Genomic DNA, 23,963 nt, shown 5'->3' with positions numbered 1-23,963 from the left:
AGGATGATTTTGGAGGGGGGTGCTTGGCACAGGCCTTTCAGACAGGTCCCGGACGAAACTCCGCCCTGAGCTGGACCTCGGCCAGCCTCACGTCCGCCAGTGCCGCCCCGCCGTCTGGACGCCGAACAGCGACGGGGTCCTGGCATAGGCGGCGAGACCAAGCAGCGCCGCCAGCGGATGGGTGATGACATAGACCGGCATCGCGCGCATCAGCGCGCTGTGCGGCGCCTTGTCCTCGAAAGCGGCGCGGAAATTGCCGGCTTTCAGCGCCGGCACGATCTTCTGCGCGATGCCGCCGGTGAGAAAAACGCCGCCGCGGCTCATGAACACCAGCGCCAGATCACCCGCGGTGCGGCCGAGGCAGGTGACGAACAGCGACAGCGCCTCTTCCGCCACCGGATCGGATTTGGCGAGCGCCGCCGCGGTGACCTCGGCCGGCGTGGTGAAGGGCGCCGGCTTTGCGTCGGCCTTGGCCACGGCGCGATAGACGTTGACCAGCCCGCGGCCGCACAGGATCTGCTCGCCGGAGATGCGGCCCTCGAGCTTCTCGATATGCGGAAAAACCTCGAAATCGCGCGGCGTGCGCGGGCCGATATCCATATGCCCGCCCTCACCCGGGACCGGTATCCAATGGCGAAGCGCGTAGATCAGCCCGGCGACGCCGAGCCCGGTTCCTGGGCCGAGCACGACCCGGCCGGCACTGGGTTCCGGCGTGCCGCCGCCGATCTTCTCCATATGCTCTTCGCCGAGCGCCACCACGGCCAGCGCCTGTGCCTCGAAATCGTTGAGCACCACGATCTCGCTTAAGCCCAGATTGGCAAACATCTGGTGCGGTTTGACCACCCAGGGGCAGTTGGTGAGCCGGATCTCGTCGCCGTCGACGGGGCCGGCGACAGCCAGCACCGCAGAATTCGGCTGGATCGACGAGCGGTTGAGCACCGCCGCCTGGATCGCGTCGTCGATGGTCTTGAAATTGGCGGTCTGGACGATCTGCGGCTCGGTCGCTTCCGAATTGGCGTCGAGCACGATCGAGAAACGCGCATTGGTGCCGCCGATGTCGCCGATCAGGACCGGAAACCGCAACGCTGTATCGTCTTCGCCAACCATGCTCTTTGTTCGCCCCGTTCCGGCCAACCGCCGTTTGTCTGTTTGTTGAACTAGCGCATGGGCTGGCAAAGGGAAAGCGGCTCTGACCGCTTCGCGGCCATCTCCCCCTCGAGGGAAGAATTTGTACAGGCTGGCCTCAGTTCCCCGGCCTCGGCCGCGGCAGCGGGATGCCGATCGAAGGTGTGGGAGCGAAGGCGCTGGCCTGGGCCGGCAGCGTCGCCGCGCCGCTGGAGATCGTCTCGGCCGGCACGGTCGGTTCCGGCTTGGCCGCCGCGACCGCCGCCGCGCCGCCGCCCTGATAAGTGACGGCCGCGAGCGAGGGCGCGTCCGGCGCTGCAAGCACCGCCTGGCACTCTTTCGGCAAATTGGCCATGGTCATCAGGTCGCGGGCCTTCGGCGCATCCGGGTTCTTGTTCGGGCGCCAGGGCTCCTCGGTGAACCACCAGGCCAGCGGCTTGCCGCAGCCGTCGTCGTCGGGCGTCGCCTCCTGTGCCTTGCAGCCGGGCGAGCCAGGCTGGCAGCCGATGCGCATGTGGAAATGATAGTCATGGCCCCAGAACGGGCGGACCTTGCGCAGCCAGGATCGGTCGCCGGTGACCGTATCGCAAAGTTTCTTTTTGATGCCCGGATTGACCAGGATGCGCTCGACTTCCGGGTAGCTCGCCGCGCGCTTGAGCAGTCGCGTATGCGCCGGCGTCCACAGCGCGTCCTTCACCAGATGCGTCTTCTCGTCGACCATCAGCGTGGCGCTCATGTTCTCGCGCTCGGCAAACGTCAACGGGCGCCTCGGCATCGGCGTCAGCCAGATGTCGGCGTCGAGGCCGATCTGGTGCGAGGCGTGGCCGGTCATCATCGGCCCGCCGCGCGGCTGCGAGACGTCGCCGATCAAAAGCCCCGGCCAGCCGTCCGCATGGGCGTCGCGCGCGAGCTTTTCGATCAGCGCGATCATCGCCGGATGACCCCAGCGACGATTGCGCGACGGGCGCATCACTTCCCAACTCGGTCCGTCCATCGGCAGGGCGACGCCGCCGGTAAAGCAGCCTTTGGAGTAGAAGCCGAAGGATTGCGCGGGTGCTACCGCCGGCAGCTTCTTGGCGCCGAACAGGTCTTTTGCACGCGGTTCTGCCGAAATCGCGGCCGCCGCCAGCGCGGCCAAAGCCATGAGCGCAAGCGCGGCGGTCAGGAACGGCTTCCTGTCGGGCAGCGATCGCAACGTCATCAGGTCGGGTCCCTCTCCAGTGGCGCGACGCAATCTCGGGCGCTTTAGGCGCGAATCATAACATGCCATGCGCGCCGCTTCGATCACGAGCGGTTCATCGGGCTGCGCGGCTCTCCGTCCCGCCAGTTGCCGTCGGCCCACATCCGCTCCAGCGCCACCCGGTAGTTCGGCAAGCGGAAGCTGTAGCCGGCCGCCTTGATCGCCTTGTTGGCGACGCGCTTGTTCTCGCCATAAAAGGAACGCGCCATGGGCGAAAGTTGGGCGGTCTCGAAAGGAATTTCCGGCGGCGGCTCGACACCCATCAGCCCGGCCGCATAGGCGACGACGTCCTGCGGCGGCGCCGGCTCGTCGTCGGTGACATTGAAGATGCCGCCGAGATTGCGTTGCGCCAGATGCCAGAGCGCGCCGGCGATGTCGTCGCAATGGATGCGGTTGAACACCTGGCCGGGCTTGACCAGCCGCCTTGCGGTGCCGTCCTCGAGATTGACCAGCGCGTTGCGGCCCGGCCCGTAAATGCCGGACAGCCGCAGGATCGCCACCGGTTTTTCGATCTCCCGACCGAGCGTCAGCCAGTCCTGTTCGGCCGCCACCCGCATCGTCGAGCGCTTCGACACTGGTTTGCAGTCGGCGCCCTCATCCACCCAGGCCCCGCCATGGTCGCCATAGACGCCGACAGTGGAAAGGTAGCCGATCCATTCGAGCGCCGGCATCTTTGTCCGGATCGCCTCGCCGGCGGCGTTGAGCACAGCATCGCCAGCTTCGTCCGGGGCGACCGAGACGATGAGATGCGTCGTTTGCCGAAGGGCATCGCCGATCTCGGGGGTCAGCGATCCGTCGAAATGAAGCGGCTCGATGCCTGCTTGCTTCAACGCCTCGAATTTTCCCGGCGAGCGGGTCGTGCCCAGGATCGGCGCGTTCTGGCTGTTGGCCCGGGCGAAGGCCTTGCCGGAATAGCCGGCGCCGAAGATGAAGAACCGTTTTTCACCCATCAGGAATCCTCTGCATGATCCGGCAGCGCCGAAAGCCATTCGTCGCGCACCGCGCTGTCGTCTTCGGTCTCTAGGGCCGACGCGGCGAGCTCCGCAAAATCGCGCCGCGGCGCCAGGCGCGATAGCGCCCATACTGCCGCACCCCGCACCAGCGGGGAGTCATCATGGATCAGGCCGCGCACGACGGGCGCCAGCGCCGCATCGCCGGAGTTGCCGGCGGCGATCAGCACGTTGCGGATGAAACGGTCGCGGCCGATGCGCTTGATCGGCGAGCCCGAGAAGAAGGACCGGAACGCCGCATCGTCGAGCGCGAGCAGTTCCGAAAGCTTCGGTTCGCGCAGGTCCTCGCGCGCGGCAAGCTTGGCCTCCGAGGCGACGCTGGCGAATTTGTTCCACGGACAGGCGGCCAGGCAATCGTCGCAGCCATAGATGCGGTTGCCGATCTTTTCGCGAAATTCGCGTGGGATCGGCCCCTTGTTCTCGATTGTGAGGTAGGAGATGCAGCGCCGCGCATCGAGCCGGTAAGGCGCCGGGAAGGCATCGGTCGGGCAGACGTCGAGACAGGCGCGGCAGGAGCCGCAATGGTCGATCTCCGCTGTGTCCGGCTCGAGCTCGGCCGTCGTGAAGATGGTGCCGAGGAACAGCCACGAGCCATGCGCGCGGCTCACCAGATTGGTGTGCTTGCCCTGCCAGCCGAGCCCGGCGGCTTCCGCCAGCGGCTTTTCCATCACCGGGGCCGTGTCGACGAAGACTTTGACGTCGCCACCCGCCCGCGCGACGATCTTGCCGGCGATCTCCTTCAGCCGGCCCTTCATCACGTCGTGATAGTCGCGGTTTTGCGCGTAGACCGAGATCGCGCCGCGATCGCGTTTTTGGAGAATATTGCACGGGTCGCGGTCCGGCCCGTAATTCATCGCCAGAACGATGATCGAGCGCACCTCCGGCCACAGCGTCGAAGGCTCGGACCGGCGCAGAACCGTCTCTGCGATCCACTCCATCGAGCCGTGAAAGCCGTCGGCGACGAATTCGGCCAGTCGCGCCGGCGCCAGCGGGATCGCGTCCGGCCTGGTCACCGCGATCGCCTCGAAGCCGGCGCGGCGTGCTTCCGCGTCGATCAGCGCGCGCAGCTTCTTCTTGTCAGAAGTCGAGGTCCGCATAATGCGATACCGGCGACAGGCCGCGCACCCGGTCGGTGAGCAGCGGCCGGAACGACGGCCGTGATTTCACGCGTGTATACCATTCGCGCGCCGCCGAGTGCTCGCGCCAGTCGATCTCGCCGAGATAGTCGAGCACCGAAAGCGTCGCCGCCGCAGCGAGGTCGGCATAGGTCACCTTGTTGCCGGCGAGCCAGTGGCGCGTGCCGGCCAGCCAGTTGGTGTATTTCATATGCTGGCGGATATTGGCGCGCGCGGCGCGGATCGCCGCCGAATCGGGCGAGCCGCCGCCCGCCGTCTCCGGCATGACCGGCTTCAGCACGCGCTCGCGCACCAGATGGCGGGTGACCTCGCTTTCGGCCTTGCTGAGATACCAGTCGGTCAGCCGGCGGATTTCGGCACGCTGCATCGGATCCTCGGCGAACAGCCGCTTGTCGCGCTTCAGCACCCCACGCGTCTCGTCGAGATATTCGGCGATCACCATGGCGCCGACGATCGGCACATCGCCTTCGGCAAGCAGGATCGGCAGCGTGCCGGCCGGGTTGAGCGCCAGAAACTCCTTGCGCCGCGTCCAGGGCTTTTCCTCGATCAGCGCCAGCTCCTCGCCATACTCGCCGAAGGCGAGGCGCACGAACCGGCAGGTGGCGAACATCGGATGGTGGAAAAGCGTCAGCATGGTTCCGCGATGATAGGGCGCACTGGCGAATCGCCCCCTGCGCCGGTAAGTCTTGGCGGCCCGTCATGCGGCCGTCACGGTGTTGCGACCTATAGGGGGACTTCCGCGCCGTGACAAGCAAGCCGTTGTCTTCAGCTATCCCGAAATCTGAGGTTGCCATGGAAAGTCAGACCATCGTCGAAGCGCTGCTGCTTGGGCTGCTGGAGGGCCTGACCGAATTCATCCCCGTCTCCTCGACCGGCCATATCCTGCTCGCCGGCCATTTTCTCGGTTTCCATTCGACCGGCAAGGCGTTCGAAATCCTGATCCAGCTCGGCGCGATTCTTGCCATCCTCAGCGTTTATTTCAGCAAGCTCTGGCAGATGCTGATCAAACTGCCCAGCGACCCGCAGACCCGGCATTTCGTCATCGGCATCCTGATCGCCTTCCTGCCGGCGGCGGTCATCGGCGCGCTGGCGCACGACTTCATCAAGACCTTCCTGTTCGAATCGCCACGGCTGATCTGCATCATGCTGATCATCGGCGGCGTGGTGCTGCTTGCCGTCGACCGCATGAACCTAAAGCCTGTCCATCACGACGTCGAGCGTTTCCCGTTGAGCCTTTATCTCAAGATCGGCCTGTTCCAGTGCCTGTCGCTCATCCCCGGCACCTCGCGCTCGGGCTCGACGATCGTCGGCGCGCTGCTGATGGGCGTCGACAAGCGCGCGGCGGCAGAGTTCTCCTTCTTCCTCGCCATGCCGACGATGGTCGGGGCTTTCGCCTTCGACCTCTTCAAGAACCGCAACGTGCTGACCTCGGCCGACCTGCCGATCATCGCTATCGGCTTCGTCGCCGCCTTCGTCAGCGCCCTGATCGTGGTCCGCTTCCTGCTCGATTACGTCTCGCGCAAAGGCTACGCGCTGTTCGGCTGGTGGCGCCTGGTGGTCGGCGGGTTTGGGCTGGTGGCGCTGATGATCTGGGGGTGAGAGCGCAGACCTTCTACTGCTCAGTCGAGTTCCTTCGCTGTCCCGCCGACGCTTCGCAGGAAGCAGCCTGACAAAGCCACTCAATTCCTTCCATAAAACGCATTTTCGACATGTACCGGCCAGCGCCAGGGCAGCACCGCCACCATGTCGAAGCGCACCGAAAGCTGGCCGTAATCCGGCTGGCGCGACAGCCACAGGTCGGCGGCGCCCTCGATGCGCCGTTCCGACGCGTGGGCGATCGCCTCCATGGCTTCCATCAGCGTGCGTCGCGCCTTGACCTCGACGAACAGCACCAGGTCGCCGCGCCGGGCGATCAGGTCGATCTCGCCGAGCTTTGTGCGATGGCGGCGGGCGAGAATGCGATAGCCCTTCAGCATCAGCGCCAGCGCCGCCAGCCACTCGCCGCGATGGCCGCGCCGATAGGCCTTGCGGCGATGACCGACAGTGCGTTCAGCCATCTTTTGCTTGACCATGATCTTATCCAAAAACCGGCTTCCACTTTTTGGGATCATGGTCTGTCCTTCAGCTCGAGCAGCCGCCGGTAAAGCGCCTGCTTCTGCCCGCCGGTCATCTTCGCCGCTTCCGCCGCCGCCTTGGAGGCCGGCATTTCGGCAACCAGCGACAACAGCAGCCGGTCGATATCGGCTGGCTGGTCTTCCCCCGCCTCCGGCGGGCCGACGCAGATGACGATTTCGCCCTTCGGCGTGTCGGCCGCCGCATAGTGGTCGGCAAGCTCGCCGAGCGCGCCCGTCCGCATTTCCTCGAATGCCTTGGTCAGCTCGCGGCCGATCGCGCCTCGCCGCGTGCCGCCGAGCGCCTCGACCATCGCGCCAAGCGTCTCCGCCAGCCGCCGCGCCGACTCGTAGAAGATCAACGTTGCCGGCACCTGCCTGAGGCTTTCGAGCTTGGTCAGCCGCTGGCCTGCCTTGGTGGGCAGGAAACCGGCGAACAGGAAGGCATCGGACGGCAGGCCGGAGGCCGTCAGCGCGGCAAGCGCTGCCGACGGCCCCGGTACCGGGACGACGCGGATGCCGCGCTCCAGCGCCTCGCCGACCAGCCGGTAGCCGGGATCGGAGACCAGCGGCGTGCCGGCATCCGAGATCAGCGCCACGCTTTGCCCCGCGGTCAGTGCCTCGATCAGCTTCGGCCCGGCCTCGGCGGCATTGTGCTCGTGATAGGCCGTGGTGCGGCGGCGGATGCCGTAGCGTTCGAGCAGCACGCGCGAGACGCGGGTGTCCTCGCAGGCGACCATATCGGCGGCGGCCAGCGTCTCCAGCGCCCGCAGCGTGATGTCGGCGAGATTGCCGATCGGCGTGGCCACCAGATAGAGCGCCGGCGCCAGTGGCCGCGCCGGCATCTCGGTCTGCCCGATCAGGTAGCTGCGTTTGTCACCGGTCAAGGATCGCCCTCCATCCGAGCGTTTTCCGGAAAGCTGGGTAGCGGTTTTTTCGCCCGGAATTGCGCAAGAACAAGTCTGTTTGGCACGGCTCACGCGCGGTTGCAAAACGTGAAGTCGAGGAAAGGAAATCGCCATGCCTTCGCCACAGTGAGGAACGAAACCGGCAGCGGCCGATTTAATCCCTGATTCCCGGGAGGAGGCAGGACCGGACGATGCCCAATCGCTTCGACATTTTCATAAGCCGACTTGAAAGCAAAACCGCCCGCGAGGGCATCCCCCCACATCCGATCGCCGCCCAGCCCGGCGCCCGCCGCGACAAGACTGACACGAAGCCGGTCCGTTCAGACGAGGCGCATGCGGAAAAGACCCGCGGCAAGCACCGCCAGAAGCACGACGCGTGATTGGATAGTAGGACGCTCTCCCTCTGATGTAGCGTTCCTTCGCGCCCCCCTCTGTCCTGCCGGACATCTCCCCCACGAGGGGGGAGATTGGCAGCTCCGCCGCCCCGCTTGTCCTTCCGACGTTGGCGATTGGCGAAAGCCGATATGACATCTGATCTCCCCCCTTGTGGGGGAGATGGCCGGCAGGCCAGAGGGGGGCGCTGTCCCGCCGACGCCATGAGTGTCGTCCCTACAGCAAAAGCCTACCGCGCCAAGTCCGCCACCACCGCATCGAGCACGATCATGCCGGCGGTCGTGGCGCGCAGGCGTGCATTGCCGACCGGCGCAACCAGACCTTCTTCCTGCAGCACCGACAACCTGTCGCTCGACAGGCCGCGCCCGGCAAACGTCTCGTAGCGCTGCAGATCGATGCCTTCGGCAAGCCGCAGTCCCATCAGCAGGAACTCGTCGGCCTCTTCCGCGCGCGTCAGCACCTCGCCGCCGGTGACGCCGTGGCTCCTGGCCTCGACCAGATTGAGCCAGGTCTCCGGCATTCTTTCCGCGATCGTCACGGTGCGGCGGCCGTTCTCGACGAAACGGCCATGCGCGCCCGGTCCGACGCCGACATATTCGCCGTAGCGCCAGTAGGTCAGATTGTGGCGGCTCTCGGCGCCCGGCCGCGCGTGGTTGGAGATCTCATAGGCCGGCAGGCCATGCGCCGCGGTCACTTCCTGCGTCAGCGCATAAAGGTCGGCGGCATGGTCGTTGTCGGGCAGGACGAACTTGCGCGCCGCATGCAGCGCATGGAAGGGCGTGCCCTCCTCGATGGTCAGCTGGTAGAGCGAGAGGTGGTCGGCGGCGTGGCCGATCGCTTCCTCGAGCTCCGCCCGCCAGGCGTCGGGCGTCTGGCCCGGCCGCGCATAGATCAGGTCGAAGGAAAGCCGCGGAAAGATTTCCCGGGCGAGTCCAATCGCATGCAGCGCCTCCTCGACATTGTGCAGCCGGCCGAGGAAGCGCAGGTCCTTGTCGTTCAGCGCCTGCACGCCGAGCGACACGCGGTTGACCCCGGCCGCGCGATAGCCGCGGAAACGCTCGGCCTCGACCGAGGAAGGGTTGGCCTCCAGCGTCACCTCGATGCCGGCGGGCACCGTCCAGTTCTTCGCCACCGCCTCCAGCACCGCGCCGACCGTTTCCGGCTGCATCAGCGACGGCGTGCCGCCGCCAAGAAAGATGCTGGTCACCTCGCGCGCGCCGGTGCGCTCGCGCATCGTCGCCAACTCCGTCTCGAAGGCGCGGGCAAATCGCTCCTGGTCGACCGGCTGGTGGCGGACATGGCTGTTGAAGTCGCAGTAAGGGCACTTGGCCGCGCAAAACGGCCAATGGATATAGACCCCGAAGCCGGGGCTGCGATCGAGCGGCATGCTCTGGCCGGTTCCGATCATTCCGAACCTTGCCTTGTCAAATCCAATCGGGCCAAATCCAAGCGAGCTTGCGCGAATTTCTGGAAGGCGCGGGCGCGATGCGACAGCGCCGTCGCCTGGCCCGGCTTCCAGCCATGCTTTTGCTCGGCACTCATCTCGCCGAACGTCTTGTCGAAGCCGTTGGGCAGAAACACCGGATCGTAGCCGAAGCCGAGCGTGCCGCGCGGCGGCCACACCAGCGTGCCTTCGGCCTCGCCGCGGTAATATTCGGCGTCGCCATCCGGGAAGGCGAGGCAGATGACCGCGACGAAGCGGCCGCTGCGCTGCGCCGGCTCGGTCGCGCCGACCTCCTGCAATGCCGTTTCGGTCCTGCGCATGGCCATGCCGAAATCCCTGCTGCCGTCCGCAGTCTCGGCCCAGTTGGCGGTGTAGACGCCGGGCGCGCCGTCGAGCGCGTCCACGCATAGCCCTGAATCGTCCGACAGCGCCGGCAGGCCGGTTGCCTTGGCGGCCGCGTATGCCTTGATATAGGCGTTCTCCTCGAAGGTCGTCCCGGTCTCGTCCGGTTCCGGCAGGCCGTATTCCTTGGCCGATTTCGCCTCGAAGCCGAACGGCGCCATCAGGTCGGCGAATTCGCGCAGCTTGCCTTCATTGTGGCTGGCGACGACGATCTTTTGTCCGTTCAATGAATGCATCACAGGCCCCAGATCCTTGGCTCGGCGAACTCGATTGAATTGCCCGAAGGGTCGCGGATATAGATCGAGTGTCCGCCCTGCGGCCATTCGAAATCGCTTTCGATGGCGATGTTCTTCGCAGCCAGATGCTTGCGCCATTCCGCGATCTCTTCGGCGCTCGCGGTGAAGCAGAGATGGCCCTCGCCGACCGTGCCGTGCGGCGGCACCTTCAGCCTGGCATCCGGCGCCGGCGGGATCTTGGTCGCCTCGGCGTTGAAAAGAAGCAGCACGCCGTTGCCGCATCGGAAGAACACATGGCGGCCTTCGACCTTGCCCACCGGCTCGAGGCCGAGGATGTCGCGGTAAAAGGATTCGGCGGCATTGAGATCAGTAGCGTAGAGCGCGGATTCCAAAATCGCAGAGGGCTTCACGAGGCACCCCCCTCTGGCCCGCCGGCCATCTCCCCCACAAGGCGGGAGATTGGCAGCTCCGCCGGCGGCATCTCAACGTTGATGGTTGGCGAAACCCAAGGTGACATCCAATCTCCCCCCTTGCGGGGGAGATGGCCGGCAGGCCAGAGGGGGGTGTGAAGGATCGCCAACCTCATTCGTTCTTCTCTGCGGCGCCCTACGCCACCGCCATCTGCTGCAAACTCACCAGCCGCGAAATGCCCTTCTTGGCGAGCGCCATCAGCGCGGCAAACTGCTCCTCGGAAAAAGGCTCGCCTTCGGCGGTGCCCTGGATCTCGACGATGCCGCCCTTGCCGGTCATGACGAAATTGGCGTCGGTGCCGGCCGAGGAATCCTCGAGATAGTCGAGATCGATGACCGGCTGGCCGTCATGGATGCCGCAGGAGATCGCGGCGACATGGTCCTTCAAAACCTTGGAGACGCTCACCATCTGGCGCGCCTCCATCCAGCGCAGGCAATCGTAGAGCGCTACCCAGCCGCCGGTGATCGAGGCCGTGCGGGTGCCGCCGTCGGCCTGGATGACGTCGCAGTCGACGGTGATCTGCTGTTCGCCCAGCGCCTGCAGGTCGACCACCGCCCGCAGGCTCCGGCCGATCAGTCGCTGGATCTCCAGCGTGCGGCCGCCCTGCTTGCCGGCGGAGGCCTCGCGCCGCATGCGCTCGCCGGTCGAACGCGGCAGCATGCCGTATTCGGCCGTCACCCAGCCCTTGCCGGAATTGCGCATCCAGGCCGGCACTTTTTCCTCGAGGCTGGCCGTGCACAGCACATGCGTGTCGCCGAACTTCACCAGGCATGAGCCTTCGGCATGCTTGGAGACGCCGCGCTCGAAGGAGATGGCGCGCATTTCATCGGCTTGGCGTTTGGAGGGGCGCATAGAGGCTCTTTCCGTTCTTCTTTTGGATTCGTCGGCGGCTTGTAGACGCATGCGGCCTTACGCGCAAAGGAAAAGGGGGCGCAAAGGAAAACGGGGCCGGGTTGCCATCGAGACGGGAGTCTATATCTTTTAACAGGAGGTTCTGGCTGGAATGAACAAGGCAGTCGATCCGGCTTCGCAGCCGCCCGTGCTTCAGTCGCTCGACATGCGGTCGCGCGACATCTTCAGGCGCATTGTCGATTCCTATCTGCGCGACGGCGAGCCGGTCGGCTCGCGCAGCCTGTCGCGCATCCTGCCGTCGTCGCTGTCGCCGGCCACCATCCGCAACGTGATGAGCGACCTCGAGCATCTGGGCTTGATCTACGCACCGCACGTCTCGGCCGGCCGTCTGCCGACCCAGACCGGCCTGCGTTTCTTCGTCGACGCCTTCATGGAGCTCGGCGATCTGTCCGACGAGGAGCGCCGCGTCATCGAAGCGCAGGTGCGCGCCTCGGGCGCGGGCGCCACGCTGGAGCACATGCTGACCGAGGCCAGCCAGATGCTGTCCGGCATGTCGCGCGGCGCCGGCCTGGTGCTTGCCGCCAAGAACGAGGTGGCGCTCAAGCACATCGAGTTCATTCAGCTTGAACCCACCAAGGCGCTTGCCGTCCTGGTGTCGCAGAGCGGCGACGTCGAGAACCGCGTCGTCGACCTGCCCGCCGGCATCACCGTCTCGCAGCTGCACGAGGCCTCGAACTTCCTCAACGCGCATATCCGCGGCCGCACCTTGGCCGAAGCGCGCGTCGAGATCGCCCGCATCAAGGACGAGACGAGGGCGGCCCTCGACACGCTGTCGCAGGATCTGGTCGAGAAGGGCCTCGCGGTCTGGGCCGGCGCCGAGAGCGGCCTGCCGGCGCGCCTCATCGTGCGCGGCCGCGCCAATCTTCTGGAGAACGTCACCGCCCAGGCCGACCTCGAACTGCTGCGTCATCTGTTCGAGGATCTGGAAACGCAGGACGGCCTGCTGCAGCTTCTCGACCTTGCTGAGGAAGGTCCGGGCGTGCGCATCTTCATCGGCTCGGAGAACAAGCTGTTCTCGCTGTCCGGCTCGTCGCTCGTGGTCGCGCCCTATCGCGACAAGGACGCACGCGTCGTCGGCGCGCTTGGCGTCATTGGCCCGACCCGGCTCAACTACGCCCGCATCGTACCTATGGTCGACTATACTGCCCAATTGATTTCGCGCATGCTGAGGTAGGCGAGCGGGATCGCCGCAAGGAGGGTGGAATGGCGCTGGAATCGTTCAAGGCCCAGATCAGCCTGCTGCTCGAGGAAATGGTGAACCAGCCGCAGGACGAGCACGAGGTGCAGGAACAGCTGCGCGAGAAGCTCAGGGAAATGCGCGCCATGGGCCTGCCGCTGCCGGCCGATCTGGTCGCGCTGGAAAAGCGGCTCGACGAGGATCTGGACGTCGAAGAGAGCTGACCGGGCCTGGAACCGCTAAGAAATCGGGCCGCCCCTCTTTTCGGAATGCCTGTCGATCCTAGTTTCCTGGCACGGAAATTTGATGGGTCGGCTGGTGCTTGCGTTGCCAGCTTGCCTTGGAGATTGGCTGGGGCGCCTTTAGCTTCGTCATCCTGGGGCGGAGCAAGGAGCGAAGCGACGCAGCGCAGACCCCAGGATCCATGCCGTGACTGGGAAGTGTTGCGACGGTGCAGAATTCTGCTCCGCTGCACTCCTCGGCCGACGTCACGGCATGGATCCCAGGGTCTCCGCGACGGAGCTTCGCTCCTGCTTCGCCCTGGGATGACGACGTCGAGGCGGCCTCAGCCAATTGCGACACGCCGGCGCAAACCACGGAGAACAGCATGGTACGGGTCGCCGGCCTTGCAGGCATTGTCTGGCTCCTGGCGTCCGGAGCCCTCGCGCAGCAGGCCGACCAGCCGTTGCTCACAGGCGAAAAGGCTTTCGGCGACTGGAAAGCCGACCGGCCCGGCGTGCGCCGCCTGATCAGGCCGCGCGACCTGCCGTCTCCCCGCATCGGCAGGCTGGCATCGAATGCCCCCGGCCTGGCCGACCGCCCCGAAGGCGCGAAGCCGATAGTGCCGCCCGGCTTTTCCGCGGAACTGGTTGCCTCCGGCATAGACAATCCGCGTGTCGTGCGCGTCGCGCCGAACGGCGACCTCTTCGTCGCCGACAGCGAAGCCAACCAGATCCGCGTCTACCGCCTGGCCGCGGGCAGCGCGAAACCGGCGGAAAAATCCATCTTCGCCGAGGGCCTCAGCCAGCCCTACGGCATCGCCTTCTACCCGCCGGGCGACAAGCCGCAATGGGTCTATGTCGCCAATAGCGACGGCGTGGTTCGCTTTGCCTATCGCGACGGCGACCTCGAGGCTTCCGGCGAGCCGGAAACCATCGTCGAGAAGATTCCGGCCAGTCATCACTGGACCCGCGACATCGCCTTCTCGCCCGATGGCAAGACGCTCTATCTGTCGGTCGGCTCGGGCTCGAACGTCGGCGAGGACATGGGCGCCAAGCCGAAAGGCGGTCTTGAGGAATGGGCGAAATCGCAACCGCTCGGTGCCGCCTGGGGCTCGGAGGCGGGTCGCGCCGACGTGCTCGCCTTCGACCCCGACGGCAAGAACCGCAGGATGGTCGCCACCGGCCTGCGCAACTGCTCGGGCATGACCGTACAGCCGGCGACGGGCGCGCCCTGGTGCGTCGTCAACGAGCGCGACGAGCTCGGCGACAACGTGCCGTTCGAATACGCGACGTCCGTCAAGGACGGCGCCTTCTACGGCTGGCCCTGGTACTATATCGGCTCCAACGAGGATCCGCGCCACAAGGGCGCGCGCCCCGACCTCGCCGGCAAGGTCACGGTGCCCGATGTGCTAATGCAGGCGCATTCGGCACCCCTCAACATCGCCTTCTACGAAGGCGGCAACTTCCCGGCCGACTACAAGGGCGACGCCTTCGTCGCCCTGCACGGCTCGTGGAACCGCAACGTCCGCAGCGGCTACAAGGTGGTGCGACTGAAATTCAAGGACGGCAAGCCGACCGGCGAATATGAGGACTTCGCCACCGGCTTCGTCATTTCGGATGACGAGGTCTGGGGTCGGCCGGTCGGCGTGGCGGTGGCGAAGGACGGCGCGCTGATTCTCACCGAAGACGGCAACGGCACCATCTGGCGCGTCACTTATGGTGGCTAAAGCATATCTCCCGAAAGTGGGAACCGGTTTCGGGACAAAGACATGCGCAAAATCAAAAGCCTAAAGCGTACGGAGCGAATCCGAAGGATCGCGACGCGCTTTAGCTGTTCGACAGAAGGCTTTTAACAGGCTGCCGCTTGTCGATGGACAAGGCTTCCCATTCCCATGAAATCAGCGAAAACGCTGGAGATTGGGCGAAGCCTCCCCCAACCTCGTCAGGGCGGAGCGGGCGTCGCGGAGACCCTGGATCCTCGGGTCTGCGCGTCGCTCGCTCCTTGCTCCGCCCGTGGATGACGAGGTTGGGCCGTTTCGGCCTCCAACGCACCCCGCCGGCGCGACCGGCTAAAATGCCGATGTCCAGAACCAGCTCCTAGTCGAACTGGCGCAACGAATCCCGCCGTGAGGGAATTACCATCGACCCGTTATAATGATAGAAGCCCGGTTCTGCATCGGTCCCTACGGCCAGGTTCCAACCATGACACTCACCGGATTCCTCGCTTACAGCGCCGCCCTCGGCGTCGCCGCCGCCATTCCGGGCCCCGGCGTCACGGCGCTTGTCGCCCGCGCGCTCGGCGCCGGCTTCCGTTCCTCGCTGGCGATGTCGTTCGGCCTGATGCTCGGCGACATCACCTATCTCACCGCCGTCGTGCTCGGCCTCGCCTTCGTCGCGCAGACCTTCGGCATGGTCTTCCTCGCCATCAAATGGGCAGGTGTCGCCTATCTCGCTTTCCTCGCCTGGCGCTTTTGGACCAGCGGCATCTCGCCCGAGACTGTCGAGGCGCGCAAGGGCAAGGGCGGCTTCGTGGCGAGCTTCATTGCCGGGCTGACGGTCACGCTCGGCAATCCGAAGACGATGATCTTCTATCTCGCGATCACGCCGACCATCGTCGACCTGAAGACCATCACGCTGGCCGACTACGGCATCCTCGTCGCGCTCACCGTCGTCGTGCTCTTCGTCGTGTTGGTTCCCTATCTGGCGCTGGCCGCCAAGGCGCGCTGGTTCCTGAAGTCGCCGCGTGCGCTGAAAGTCCTGAACCGCACCGCCGCCGGCTTCATGATGGGGGCGGCAGCCGCAATCGCCGCCCGTCAATAGGCTGCAATCTCAACCGGCTTCCCTTTCGGGAAAAGCATTCCGAAAACGGGCACTCCGGAAAACGCTTTTCCGGAGTGGAGCGGTTTTCAGCAACCGCCCCACTCGGATATTTTCGCCGGCCGGCCTATCTTGCGCGGCTGAAAGCCTTATTCTGTTTGCCTATGCCTTTGCCTTGGGAGCGAAACCAATGAACAAGCCCGTCACCTCCGCGCGTGTCCCCGGCCGCGGCCGCATCTTCAACTCGATCACCGAGACGATTGGAGACACGCCGCTGGTTCGGCTGGATAAATTCGCCAAGGAGAAGGGCATCGTCGCCAATGTCCTCGCCAAGCTGGAATTCTTCAACCCGATCGCCTCGGTCAAGGACCGTATCGGCGTCGCCATGATCGAGGCGCTGGAGGAGGCCGGCAAGATCGCGCCCGGCAAGACCACGCTGATCGAGCCGACCTCCGGCAACACCGGCATCGCGCTGGCCTTCGCAGCGGCAGCCAAGGGCTACAAGCTGATCCTCACCATGCCGGAGACGATGTCGGTCGAGCGCCGCAAGATGCTGGCGCTGCTTGGCGCCGAGCTGGTGCTCACCGAAGGGCCGAAAGGCATGAAGGGCGCCATCGCCAAGGCCGACGAGCTCGCCGCGACGCTGCCCAACGCCATCATCCCGCAGCAGTTCGAGAACCCGGCCAATCCGGAGATCCACCGCCGCACCACGGCGGAGGAGATCTGGAACGACACCAACGGCGAGGTCGACATCTTCGTCGCCGGCATCGGCACCGGCGGCACCATCACCGGCGTCGGCCAGGTGCTGAAGAAGCGCAAGCCCTCGCTGCATGTCGTGGCGGTCGAGCCGGAAGCCTCGCCGGTACTGTCCGGCGGCCAGCCCGGCCCGCACAAGATCCAGGGCATCGGTGCCGGCTTCGCGCCCAAGATTCTCGACACCTCGATCTATGACGAGATCGTCAGGGTCTCGAACGAGGATTCGGTCGCCAATGCGCGCCTCGTCGCCCGCCTCGAAGGCGTCCCGGTCGGCATCTCGTCGGGCGCAGCACTGCAGGCGGCGATCGTCGTCGGCTCGCGGCCGGAAAACAAGGGCAAGAACCTCGTCGTCGTCATCCCGTCCTTCGCCGAGCGCTATCTGTCGACGATCCTGTTCGACGGTCTGGGGGCTTAGAGCAATTCCAGGAAAAGTGTGATCAGTTTTCCGCCCGGAATTGCGTAAAAACAAAGAGTTAGAGCGGTTCGGCGTTTCCGTGAAACGGTGAACTGCTCTAGGCTCGCCTCGTCTCAGTTTCGGACGAGCTTTGCCCGCTCCGCCTGCAGGAAGCGGCGCAAGGCCGGATCGCGCTCGAGGCCGATCGCCCGGTCATAGGCCTCCGCGGCTTCCGCTGTCTTGCCGAGCCTGGCCGACAGTCCGGCTCTTGCCGCCCAATAAGGCTGGTACTCGGCAAGGCGCCTGTCGTCCCCGATCGCATCGAGTGCGGCGAGACCTTCCGCCGCTCCCTCCGCTTCGGCGATCGCCACCGCGCGGTTGATCGCCACCACCGGCGAGCCGGCGATCGCCAGCAGCGCGTCGTAGAGCTGGCGGATCGCGGCCCAGTCTGTGCCGCCGCTCCGCCGCCGCGCCGCATGCGCCGATTGCACCGCGGCCTCCAATTGGTAGCGGCCGATGATCTTCTTGGCCGCGGCGCGCCTGAGCAGCGCTTCCGCCTCGTCGATCAGCGCGTCGTCCCAGAGGGCGACGTCCTGCTCGGCGAGTGGCACGAAGTCGCCTTCGGAGCTGCGCCGCGCCGCGCGCCGGGCTTCGGCGAAAAGCATCAGCGCCAGAAGTCCGAGCGTTTCCGGTTCGTCCGGGATCAGCGACGCGACCAGCCGGCCGAGCCAGATGCCTTCCGTGGCGAGGTTGCGCCGTCGCGTCTCGGTGCCGGCCGGGTCCGACCAGCCCTCGGCAAAAGTGGCGTAGATCGCTTCCAGTACCGTGTCGAGCCGCTCGCCGAGCTCGGCCCGTTCCGGCACGCGGAAGGGAATACCGGCCTCGCGGATGCGGCTCTTGGCGCGCACCAGGCGCTGGCCCATCGTCGTCGGCGAGACCAGAAAGGCCGAGGCTATCGTTGCAGCGTCGAAGCCCAACACGGTCTGCAGGATCAGCGGCGCGCGCACGCTCGCCTCGATCGCCGGATGGGCGCAGGCAAACATCAGCCTGAGCCGCTCGTCGGGCAGTTCCTCATTCGTCATCCGCGCCTCCGCCTCTTCGGCAATCAGCTGCAGGTGGTCGCGGGCCGCCTCGCCGGTCAGCCGCCGCCGCACGGCGTCGACATCGCGCCGCCGCGCCACGGCGAGCAGCCAGGCTTCCGGCTTTTCGGGCACGCCGCTTTTCGGCCAGCGCTCCAGCGCGGCGGCGAAGGCGTCGGCCAGCGCGTCCTCGGCGCCGGCGACGTCGCGCATGCGGGCCGCGAGATAGGCGACCAGCTTGCCGTAGCTCTGCCGGGCGGCCGCCTCGGCCGCCGCCCGCGCCATCGCCGAGCGAGGATCCATCACATGGACTTTTCTAGAGCAATTCCAGGAAAAGTGTATAACGGTTTTCCGCCCGGAATTGCGTAAAAACAAATAGTTAGGGCAGTTCAGCGTTTTCCGTGAAACGATGAACGGCTCTAGGACAGGTAGTCGGTCATTTCCCAGATCGGCCGCACCTCGACCGTGCCGGTGCTGGCCGCCGGGCAGCGCGCGCCCCATTCCATGGCCGTGTCGATGTCCGTCGCCTCGATCATGTAGAAGCCGGCAAGCTGCTCCTTGGTATCGGCATAGGGGCCGTCGAGCACGTTGGTCTTGCCGTCGGCCAGACGTATCGAGGTGGCCGCCTGGGTCGGGCGCAGCCTTTCGCCGGCCAGATACGCGCCGGATTTCTTCAAGGCCTCGGTATAGGCGCCGTAGGCCGCCAGGACTTGCTCGGTCTTGTCGCGCGGCGCGTTCGCCATTGCAGCTTCGTCATTATAGATCAAAAGCATGTATCGCATGGGTCTTCTCCCGTTCTTCTCGACGGCCGCGTCGTTGCGGACCGAGCTATGTCGTCTGGGGCTGGCCGATTTCGACAGGCGCCGAAAAATTTTCGCCGTTTGCGGCCAATCAGGCAAGGACGAGCTTAGCCAATCAGCCGTTGCCGCAGTTCGGCGGACGGGATCTCGCAGCTGTCCTTCCTGCCGAACAGCGCATAGCGGTTCTTGGCGACGCGATCGTAGAGCCAGTCGCGCAGCGGCCGCGGCAGGACAAGCAGCAGCCTTGCGGCGCGCCACGGCCATCCAAGTTCGGTCATGATGGCGACGAAGCTGTCGAGCTTGGTGAAGGCCTTGCCGTCTATGATGGCAAGGTTGGTTTCGTAGCTGTCGGTCGACAGGCCATGCTTGCAAAACAGCGCCTCGCCAAGTGGCGACTGCGCGGTGGCGAAGCGGAAGCGATTGTCGGTGTCGAGCCGGACGACCATCCGGGCGAAACCGCAGCAGAACACGCAGACGCCGTCGAAGACGATCAGCGGCTGATCGGCGCCGTGCGCTTGGCCTGGGAGAAGAGGACGATTCTGTTCGGGCAGGTCGGTCATGTCGGCCCCGGCTGCTTGTGTCCCTAGGCACTCGCTAAGGGAACACTGAGCCAGCCGGCGGCGTCAAAGTCGCGGCGTTGTCGCACGCCTGCCGTCGGCGACGGCGGGACGCTCGTCACGATAGGTCGTGGCGCGGTTGTCGGCGGCCGGCTTGCAGATCCGGCTGTTGTGGCGGCTGTCGGGCATGACGGTCAGTGCGTGCCGATGCCGAGCGAGTTGCCGCGGCGGGCGCAGGCCGGACCCGGGCCGCGCATGTAATAGCGCTCGGGCCGATAGGTCGGCGCGACGAATTCGCGAATGGCGGCGGCATAGCCGGCGATGTGGTTCCAGAAGTTCATTTTACCTGTCCCTGTCCCGTTTTCGGATGTCCCTTCCGAATTGTCCGGGAGCATAGCGTCGAGGCGTGAATAGTCGGTGAACGCGATGTTAATTTGTGGTCCGAAACTCGTTGCTTCGTGGCTGGAATGCGGCTGATTCGCGGTCTTTCGGTGCCTTTTGTCGCGTTTCCGGCTCGTGTGGCTTTTGCATCACATAGGTTTCGTCTCGATGTCGCTTGGACGCGCTTCTGTTTCACGTTCGATCCGGAAATTTCATTGCGCGTTACGCAAAAGGTCAGGAACCGGCCCGGAAGGGACACGTTGATTCCTTCGAGCCCGCGCGCCTCCGACGAAGGCGGCCGCGCCGCCGATTGAATCCCCAACCCGGAACAAGCAATGGAAGGCAACAGCCATGGGTTTCTTTTCGAAAGACATCAAGACGCTGGACGACCTCTTCATCCATATGCTGCGCGACATCTACTATGCCGAGAAAAAGATCGAGCGGTCGCTGCCGAAGATGATCGGCTTGGCGACCGATCCGCAGCTGAAGGCCGGCTTCGAAAAACACCTCGAGCAGACCAAGGGCCATATCGATCGCGTCGAGCAGGTGTTCGAGCTGCACGGCGTCAAGGCCAAGGCCGTCAGCTGCCCCGCCATCGACGGCATCCTCGAGGAAGCCGATGAGGTGAGCGCCGATATCGACGACCGGGAGGTTCTCGACGCCGCGCTGATCGCGTCCGCGCAGGCGGTCGAGCACTACGAGATGACGCGCTACGGCACGCTGATCGCCTGGGCCAAACAGCTCGGCCGCAGCGACTGCGCCAACGTGCTGGCCAAAAACCTCAAGGAAGAGCAGGCGACCGACCGCAAGCTCAGCGAAATGGCGGAAAACAGGATCAACCTACTTGCGGCCTGACGGACTATGCTGCGACGACGGGCACCGGCTTGCCGGAACCCAAGCGAGGCCTGCCCGTTGCCGTTGGGACCGCATCGCGCAGGCGTTCGCAGTAGGAGCAGGCAATGGCACCGCGCCCCGCCTGGAAGGGCTATCTGAAACTGTCGCTGGTCACTTGCGCCATCGAGCTGACCAACGTCGTCACCCATGCCGGGAAGGTTTCGTTCCGCATTCTCAACCGCAAGACCGGCAATACTGTCAGGCGCATCTATGTCGATGCAGGTACCGGCAAGCCATTGGAAGAGGGCGACGAGATCAAGGGCTACGAAGTGAGCGACGGTGAGTTCATCCATATCGAGGAAGACGAGATCGCGGCGGTTGAGATCGAGTCCTCGCATACGATGAACCTTGACGGCTTCGTCGAGAAATCCTCGATCGAGCAGATCTATCTCGACACGCCCTACTATGTTTCCCCGGCGGACGAGGTGTCGGAAGAGGCGTTCGCCGTCATCCGCGACGCGATGGCGGCAAAGAAGATGGCCGGCCTCGCGCGGGCCGTGCTCTACCAGCGCGAACGTCCTGTGGTGATCGAGCCGCTCGGCAAGGGCATGGTGCTGACGACGCTGCGCTATGACGACACGGTGCGCCAGCCCGAGACGGTCTTCGACGACATCGAGGCAACCAAGACCGATGGCGAGATGATCGATCTTGCCCAGCACATCATCGACCAGAAGAAGACGAAGTTCGACGCTTCGAAGTTCGACGACCGCTACGAGGACGCGCTGCTCGAGCTGATCCGCGCCAAGAAGGCCGGCAAGAAGGCGCCCAAAGCGAGGGCGCCGGCGAAGCCGTCCAATGTCGTCAACCTGTTCGATGCGCTGAAGAAGAGCCTCAACGCGGAAGGCGGTGGGAAAGCCGGCAAATCTTCATCGAAAGCGCGGTCGGCGCGGAGCAGGGCAAAGGCCCCCGCTGCCGCTCACAATCGGCATCGAAGCCACAAATCCGCATAGGAGCAGGACGTCATGGCCGGCCTCGAGCAATATCATGCCAAGCGCGACTTCCGCAAAACCGCCGAGCCGTCCGGCAAGGTGCCTCGGCACAAGAAAGGCGAGGCCGGCGGTATCTACGTCATCCAGAAGCACGCCGCCACTCGCCTCCACTACGATTTCCGGCTCGAGCATGACGGCGTGCTGTGGAGCTGGGCGGTGACGCGCGGCCCGAGCCTCGATCCGCACGAGAAGCGGCTGGCCGTGCATGTCGAGGACCATCCGATCGACTATGCCTCCTTCGAGGGCACCATTCCGAAGGGCGAGTATGGCGGCGGCTCGGTCATCGTCTGGGACGACGGTCGCTGGATCCCGGAAGGCGATCCCGCCGAAGGCATGAAGAAAGGCCATATCGGCTTCGAGCTCCAGGGCTACAAGCTGCATGGGCGCTGGCATCTGGTCCGCCTGAAACCCCGCCGCGGCGAAAAGCGCGACAACTGGCTGCTGATCAAGGCCGACGATGCCGCCGCCCGTCCCGGCGAGGATATTCTCGAGGACGAGCCGCAATCGGTGAAATCCGGTCTCACCGTCGAGGAGGTCGGCGAGGGCAAGGCAGCCAGGGGCGCGAAGCCGAAGGTCTGGCACTCCAACAAACCGGGCGCCGCCAAGGCAACGGCCGGGCGCGCCAAGCGCCTGGAGTTCATCGAGCCGCAGCTCGCCACGCTGGAAAAGGATGCGCCGTCCGGCGACGAATGGCTGCACGAGGTGAAATTCGACGGCTACCGCATCCAGGCGCAGATCGCCGGCAGCGACGTCAGGCTGCTGACGCGGGCCGGCCTCGACTGGACGAAGAAATTCGAAGGCCCGGTCACCGCGGCGCTTGCCGAACTGAAATGCCGCGACGCGGTGATCGACGGCGAGATCGTCGTGCTGGCCGACAACGGCATATCGTCCTTTCCGCTGCTGCAGGCGGGACTTTCGGCCGGCCGCGCCGACCGCTTCATCTACTATGTCTTCGACCTGATGCGGCTCGATGGCAAGGATTCGCGCCGTGAGCCGTTGGTCGAGCGCAAGCAGGCCCTGGCCGAACTGCTCGGCAACCAGCCGGAGAACTCGGCGCTGCGCTTCAGCGATCATTTTCACGAACCTGGCAAGGTCATGCTGCAGCATGTCTGCCGCATGGGTCTTGAAGGCGTGGTTTCGAAACGCGCCGACGCGCCTTACCGCAGCGGGCGTGGCCTCAGCTGGATCAAGTCGAAATGCACGCTGCGCCAGGAATTCGTCATCGGCGGCTACCTGCCCTCGGACAAGACCGGACGTGGATTGCGGTCGCTGCTCGTTGGGTACTATGAAGGCGGCAAGCTCAACTATGCCGGCCGCGTCGGCACCGGCTTTTCCGGCAAGGTGATGGCCGGTCTCAAGAAGAAGCTCGACGGCCTCGAGGCGAAGCAGTCGCCTTTCTCGACGGCCGTGCCGAAGGGCAAGGGGCTTACCTGGGTCAAGCCCGAGCTCGTCGGCGAAGTGGAGTTTCGCAGCTGGACGTCCGACCGTATAATCCGCCACGCCTCGTTCCAGGGGCTGCGCGAGGATAAGCCGGCGGAGGAAGTCGTGCAGGAAAAGCCGAAGCGAGCCGGCGGCAAGGCCGAGGCAAAATCGGGCGACGGCAGGACCGCGCCGAAGGCGTCGGCTGGAACGGCGATGACCTCGATAAAGCTCTCGCATCCCGACAAGCTGCTGTGGCCCGACGAAAAGGTCTCCAAGCAGGATCTGCTCGACCACTATGCGCTGGTCTGGCCGCGCATGCAGCAATTCGTCGTCAACCGGCCGCTGAGCCTGGTGCGGGCGCCCGACGGCATTCACGGCCAGCGCTTCTTCCAGAAACATGCCTCGCCCGGCATGAGCGACAAGATCGCCAGGATGAAGGATCCGACCGACGGCGAGGAGATCCTGTTCATCAGGGATTTCGACGGGCTTGCGGCGCTTGTCCAGTATGGCGTGGTCGAGGTCCATATCTGGGGCTCGACCATCGATGAGCTGGAAAAGCCCGACCAGATCATCTTCGACCTAGACCCCGACGAAGGCGTCGACGTGAAGGCGGTGCGCGCGGCGGCGCTCGACATCCATAAGCAGCTCGACGAATTGTCGCTGCCGAACCTGGTCAAGACCTCCGGCGGCAAGGGTTATCATGTGCTCGTGCCGCTGAAAGCGTCTGCGGACTGGGACGAGGTCAAGGACTTCGCCCATGATTTCGCCCGCGCCCTGGAGCAGGCAGCGCCTGATCGCTACACGGCGACGCTGTCGAAGAAGGCGCGCACGGGCAAGATCTTCGTCGACTATCTGCGTAACGGCAGAGGCTCGACCACGGTGGCGCCCTACTCCTCGCGCGCCAAGAAGGGCGCGACTGTGTCGATGCCGGTGACTTGGCCGGAGCTTGAAAACGGCCTGCCGCCCAATGCCTTCCCGCTCGGCGACGAGACGACGCTGAAGCAATTGAAGAAGGCCGACCCGTGGGCGGATTTCTTCAAGCTGGGGAAGGTGTTGAAGCGCGGCTAATTTTCAGCGCCGAGGGCCAG

Annotated in this window: 25 protein-coding genes; 10 read left to right on the top strand and 15 right to left on the bottom strand. The window is 65.3% G+C overall.

Annotated features, from left to right (window positions below; all coding sequences use genetic code 11):
* Positions 1–87: 87 nt before the first annotated feature.
* The 5 genes from P9236_RS23975 to P9236_RS23955 form a co-directional block, all read right to left on the bottom strand.
* On the bottom strand, positions 88–1,107 hold the full coding sequence (locus P9236_RS23975) for a glucokinase (RefSeq protein WP_278077071.1): 1,020 nt from the start codon (positions 1,105–1,107) through the stop codon (positions 88–90).
* 136 nt (positions 1,108–1,243) lie between these two features.
* The gene (gene mepA, locus P9236_RS23970) at positions 1,244–2,326 is read right to left on the bottom strand and encodes a penicillin-insensitive murein endopeptidase (protein ID WP_278077069.1); all 1,083 of its coding nucleotides are present in this window, start codon (positions 2,324–2,326) and stop codon (positions 1,244–1,246) included.
* Between the two features lie 83 nt (positions 2,327–2,409).
* Positions 2,410–3,315, bottom strand: a complete 906-nt coding sequence (locus P9236_RS23965) for an SDR family oxidoreductase (RefSeq protein WP_278077068.1) — start codon at positions 3,313–3,315, stop codon at positions 2,410–2,412.
* On the bottom strand, positions 3,315–4,472 hold the full coding sequence (queG, locus tag P9236_RS23960) for a tRNA epoxyqueuosine(34) reductase QueG (protein ID WP_278077067.1): 1,158 nt from the start codon (positions 4,470–4,472) through the stop codon (positions 3,315–3,317). The genes P9236_RS23965 and queG overlap by 1 nt, the downstream gene beginning before the upstream one ends.
* Entirely contained in the window at positions 4,453–5,145 is a 693-nt protein-coding gene (locus P9236_RS23955) for a glutathione S-transferase family protein (protein WP_278077066.1), read from the bottom strand. The genes queG and P9236_RS23955 overlap by 20 nt, the downstream gene beginning before the upstream one ends.
* Positions 5,146–5,303: 158 nt before the next feature.
* Here P9236_RS23955 and P9236_RS23950 point away from each other — a divergent pair, with 158 nt between their 5' ends.
* Complete coding sequence (locus tag P9236_RS23950; RefSeq protein ID WP_278077065.1) at positions 5,304–6,110, top strand: undecaprenyl-diphosphate phosphatase; 807 nt, start codon at positions 5,304–5,306, stop codon at positions 6,108–6,110.
* 80 nt (positions 6,111–6,190) lie between these two features.
* Here P9236_RS23950 and P9236_RS23945 read toward each other — a convergent pair whose 3' ends face one another.
* On the bottom strand, positions 6,191–6,568 hold the full coding sequence (locus tag P9236_RS23945) for a YraN family protein (protein ID WP_278077123.1): 378 nt from the start codon (positions 6,566–6,568) through the stop codon (positions 6,191–6,193).
* Between the two features lie 50 nt (positions 6,569–6,618).
* Complete coding sequence (gene rsmI, locus P9236_RS23940) at positions 6,619–7,509, bottom strand: 16S rRNA (cytidine(1402)-2'-O)-methyltransferase (RefSeq protein WP_278077063.1); 891 nt, start codon at positions 7,507–7,509, stop codon at positions 6,619–6,621.
* A 212-nt stretch (positions 7,510–7,721) separates the two neighbouring features.
* Between rsmI and P9236_RS23935 the strand changes: the two genes are divergently transcribed.
* Complete coding sequence (locus tag P9236_RS23935; protein WP_278077062.1) at positions 7,722–7,910, top strand: hypothetical protein; 189 nt, start codon at positions 7,722–7,724, stop codon at positions 7,908–7,910.
* 242 nt (positions 7,911–8,152) lie between these two features.
* Here the strand turns inward: P9236_RS23935 and hemW are convergent, their stop codons facing one another.
* The 4 genes from hemW to rph form a co-directional block, all read right to left on the bottom strand.
* Positions 8,153–9,331 (bottom strand): radical SAM family heme chaperone HemW, encoded by a 1,179-nt coding sequence (hemW, locus tag P9236_RS23930; protein WP_278077061.1) that lies wholly within the window; start codon positions 9,329–9,331, stop codon positions 8,153–8,155.
* Positions 9,328–10,005, bottom strand: coding sequence for an RdgB/HAM1 family non-canonical purine NTP pyrophosphatase (gene rdgB / locus P9236_RS23925; protein WP_278077060.1), 678 nt, complete (start codon positions 10,003–10,005; stop codon positions 9,328–9,330). Before rdgB ends, hemW begins: the two co-directional genes overlap by 4 nt.
* A complete protein-coding gene (locus P9236_RS23920) occupies positions 10,005–10,415 on the bottom strand; it encodes a VOC family protein (RefSeq protein WP_278077058.1) in 411 nt (136 codons plus the stop codon). The genes rdgB and P9236_RS23920 overlap by 1 nt, the downstream gene beginning before the upstream one ends.
* A 196-nt stretch (positions 10,416–10,611) precedes the next feature.
* Complete coding sequence (rph, locus tag P9236_RS23915; RefSeq protein WP_128257831.1) at positions 10,612–11,328, bottom strand: ribonuclease PH; 717 nt, start codon at positions 11,326–11,328, stop codon at positions 10,612–10,614.
* 151 nt (positions 11,329–11,479) lie between these two features.
* Here rph and hrcA point away from each other — a divergent pair, with 151 nt between their 5' ends.
* From hrcA to cysK, 5 genes are all read left to right on the top strand, one after another.
* Positions 11,480–12,562: a heat-inducible transcriptional repressor HrcA gene (gene hrcA / locus P9236_RS23910; RefSeq protein WP_278077057.1), complete on the top strand. Its 1,083-nt coding sequence runs from the start codon at positions 11,480–11,482 to the stop codon at positions 12,560–12,562.
* A gap of 29 nt (positions 12,563–12,591) precedes the next feature.
* Positions 12,592–12,789 (top strand): hypothetical protein, encoded by a 198-nt coding sequence (locus tag P9236_RS23905; RefSeq protein ID WP_278077056.1) that lies wholly within the window; start codon positions 12,592–12,594, stop codon positions 12,787–12,789.
* Between the two features lie 383 nt (positions 12,790–13,172).
* Complete coding sequence (locus P9236_RS23900) at positions 13,173–14,513, top strand: sorbosone dehydrogenase family protein (protein ID WP_278077055.1); 1,341 nt, start codon at positions 13,173–13,175, stop codon at positions 14,511–14,513.
* 475 nt (positions 14,514–14,988) lie between these two features.
* Positions 14,989–15,606, top strand: a complete 618-nt coding sequence (locus P9236_RS23895; RefSeq protein WP_278077054.1) for a LysE family translocator — start codon at positions 14,989–14,991, stop codon at positions 15,604–15,606.
* Between the two features lie 187 nt (positions 15,607–15,793).
* Positions 15,794–16,774 carry a cysteine synthase A gene (gene cysK, locus P9236_RS23890; protein WP_278077053.1) on the top strand — a complete coding sequence of 327 codons (981 nt, stop codon included), beginning with the start codon at positions 15,794–15,796 and terminating at the stop codon, positions 16,772–16,774.
* Positions 16,775–16,887: 113 nt separating this feature from the next.
* Here cysK and P9236_RS23885 read toward each other — a convergent pair whose 3' ends face one another.
* The 4 genes from P9236_RS23885 to P9236_RS23870 form a co-directional block, all read right to left on the bottom strand.
* Positions 16,888–18,135, bottom strand: a complete 1,248-nt coding sequence (locus P9236_RS23885; protein ID WP_278077122.1) for a DUF6596 domain-containing protein — start codon at positions 18,133–18,135, stop codon at positions 16,888–16,890.
* Between the two features lie 116 nt (positions 18,136–18,251).
* Positions 18,252–18,614, bottom strand: coding sequence for a YciI family protein (locus P9236_RS23880; protein ID WP_125003769.1), 363 nt, complete (start codon positions 18,612–18,614; stop codon positions 18,252–18,254).
* Positions 18,615–18,739: 125 nt separating this feature from the next.
* A complete protein-coding gene (locus P9236_RS23875; RefSeq protein ID WP_278077052.1) occupies positions 18,740–19,192 on the bottom strand; it encodes a DCC1-like thiol-disulfide oxidoreductase family protein in 453 nt (150 codons plus the stop codon).
* A gap of 191 nt (positions 19,193–19,383) precedes the next feature.
* Complete coding sequence (locus P9236_RS23870) at positions 19,384–19,530, bottom strand: hypothetical protein (RefSeq protein ID WP_082980733.1); 147 nt, start codon at positions 19,528–19,530, stop codon at positions 19,384–19,386.
* 391 nt (positions 19,531–19,921) lie between these two features.
* On the opposite strand from P9236_RS23870, the gene P9236_RS23865 reads away from it, so the two are divergent.
* From P9236_RS23865 to ligD, 3 genes are all read left to right on the top strand, one after another.
* Positions 19,922–20,425: a ferritin-like domain-containing protein gene (locus tag P9236_RS23865; RefSeq protein ID WP_278077050.1), complete on the top strand. Its 504-nt coding sequence runs from the start codon at positions 19,922–19,924 to the stop codon at positions 20,423–20,425.
* Positions 20,426–20,529: 104 nt separating this feature from the next.
* Positions 20,530–21,414, top strand: coding sequence for a Ku protein (locus P9236_RS23860; protein ID WP_278077049.1), 885 nt, complete (start codon positions 20,530–20,532; stop codon positions 21,412–21,414).
* 12 nt (positions 21,415–21,426) lie between these two features.
* Entirely contained in the window at positions 21,427–23,943 is a 2,517-nt protein-coding gene (gene ligD, locus P9236_RS23855) for a DNA ligase D (RefSeq protein WP_278077048.1), read from the top strand.
* Positions 23,944–23,963: the final 20 nt, after the last annotated feature.

The sequence above is a fragment of the Mesorhizobium sp. WSM4884 genome (assembly GCF_029625675.1).
Lineage (GTDB): Bacteria > Pseudomonadota > Alphaproteobacteria > Rhizobiales > Rhizobiaceae > Mesorhizobium.
The sequence above is the reverse complement of the archived record's forward strand: the minus strand, read 5'-3'. Positions and strand labels throughout refer to the sequence as shown.

Bases quoted from the DNA above. Each gene is read 5' to 3' on its own strand.
- rph (WP_128257831.1), bottom strand. From the start codon at position 11,328: ATGCGCCCCTCCAAACGCCAAGCCGATGAAATGCGCGCCATCTCCTTC.
- P9236_RS23885 (WP_278077122.1), bottom strand. From the start codon at position 18,135: ATGGATCCTCGCTCGGCGATGGCGCGGGCGGCGGCCGAGGCGGCCGCC.
- P9236_RS23900 (WP_278077055.1), top strand. From the start codon at position 13,173: ATGGTACGGGTCGCCGGCCTTGCAGGCATTGTCTGGCTCCTGGCGTCC.
- P9236_RS23955 (WP_278077066.1), bottom strand. From the start codon at position 5,145: ATGCTGACGCTTTTCCACCATCCGATGTTCGCCACCTGCCGGTTCGTG.
- P9236_RS23975 (WP_278077071.1), bottom strand. From the start codon at position 1,107: ATGGTTGGCGAAGACGATACAGCGTTGCGGTTTCCGGTCCTGATCGGC.
- P9236_RS23870 (WP_082980733.1), bottom strand. From the start codon at position 19,530: ATGAACTTCTGGAACCACATCGCCGGCTATGCCGCCGCCATTCGCGAA.
- mepA (WP_278077069.1), bottom strand. From the start codon at position 2,326: ATGACGTTGCGATCGCTGCCCGACAGGAAGCCGTTCCTGACCGCCGCG.
- P9236_RS23865 (WP_278077050.1), top strand. From the start codon at position 19,922: ATGGGTTTCTTTTCGAAAGACATCAAGACGCTGGACGACCTCTTCATC.
- P9236_RS23935 (WP_278077062.1), top strand. From the start codon at position 7,722: ATGCCCAATCGCTTCGACATTTTCATAAGCCGACTTGAAAGCAAAACC.
- P9236_RS23965 (WP_278077068.1), bottom strand. From the start codon at position 3,315: ATGGGTGAAAAACGGTTCTTCATCTTCGGCGCCGGCTATTCCGGCAAG.
- P9236_RS23905 (WP_278077056.1), top strand. From the start codon at position 12,592: ATGGCGCTGGAATCGTTCAAGGCCCAGATCAGCCTGCTGCTCGAGGAA.
- P9236_RS23950 (WP_278077065.1), top strand. From the start codon at position 5,304: ATGGAAAGTCAGACCATCGTCGAAGCGCTGCTGCTTGGGCTGCTGGAG.
- hemW (WP_278077061.1), bottom strand. From the start codon at position 9,331: ATGATCGGAACCGGCCAGAGCATGCCGCTCGATCGCAGCCCCGGCTTC.
- hrcA (WP_278077057.1), top strand. From the start codon at position 11,480: ATGAACAAGGCAGTCGATCCGGCTTCGCAGCCGCCCGTGCTTCAGTCG.
- P9236_RS23860 (WP_278077049.1), top strand. From the start codon at position 20,530: ATGGCACCGCGCCCCGCCTGGAAGGGCTATCTGAAACTGTCGCTGGTC.
- ligD (WP_278077048.1), top strand. From the start codon at position 21,427: ATGGCCGGCCTCGAGCAATATCATGCCAAGCGCGACTTCCGCAAAACC.
- P9236_RS23945 (WP_278077123.1), bottom strand. From the start codon at position 6,568: ATGGCTGAACGCACTGTCGGTCATCGCCGCAAGGCCTATCGGCGCGGC.
- cysK (WP_278077053.1), top strand. From the start codon at position 15,794: ATGAACAAGCCCGTCACCTCCGCGCGTGTCCCCGGCCGCGGCCGCATC.
- P9236_RS23875 (WP_278077052.1), bottom strand. From the start codon at position 19,192: ATGACCGACCTGCCCGAACAGAATCGTCCTCTTCTCCCAGGCCAAGCG.
- P9236_RS23880 (WP_125003769.1), bottom strand. From the start codon at position 18,614: ATGCGATACATGCTTTTGATCTATAATGACGAAGCTGCAATGGCGAAC.
- queG (WP_278077067.1), bottom strand. From the start codon at position 4,472: ATGCGGACCTCGACTTCTGACAAGAAGAAGCTGCGCGCGCTGATCGAC.
- rdgB (WP_278077060.1), bottom strand. From the start codon at position 10,005: ATGCATTCATTGAACGGACAAAAGATCGTCGTCGCCAGCCACAATGAA.
- P9236_RS23895 (WP_278077054.1), top strand. From the start codon at position 14,989: ATGACACTCACCGGATTCCTCGCTTACAGCGCCGCCCTCGGCGTCGCC.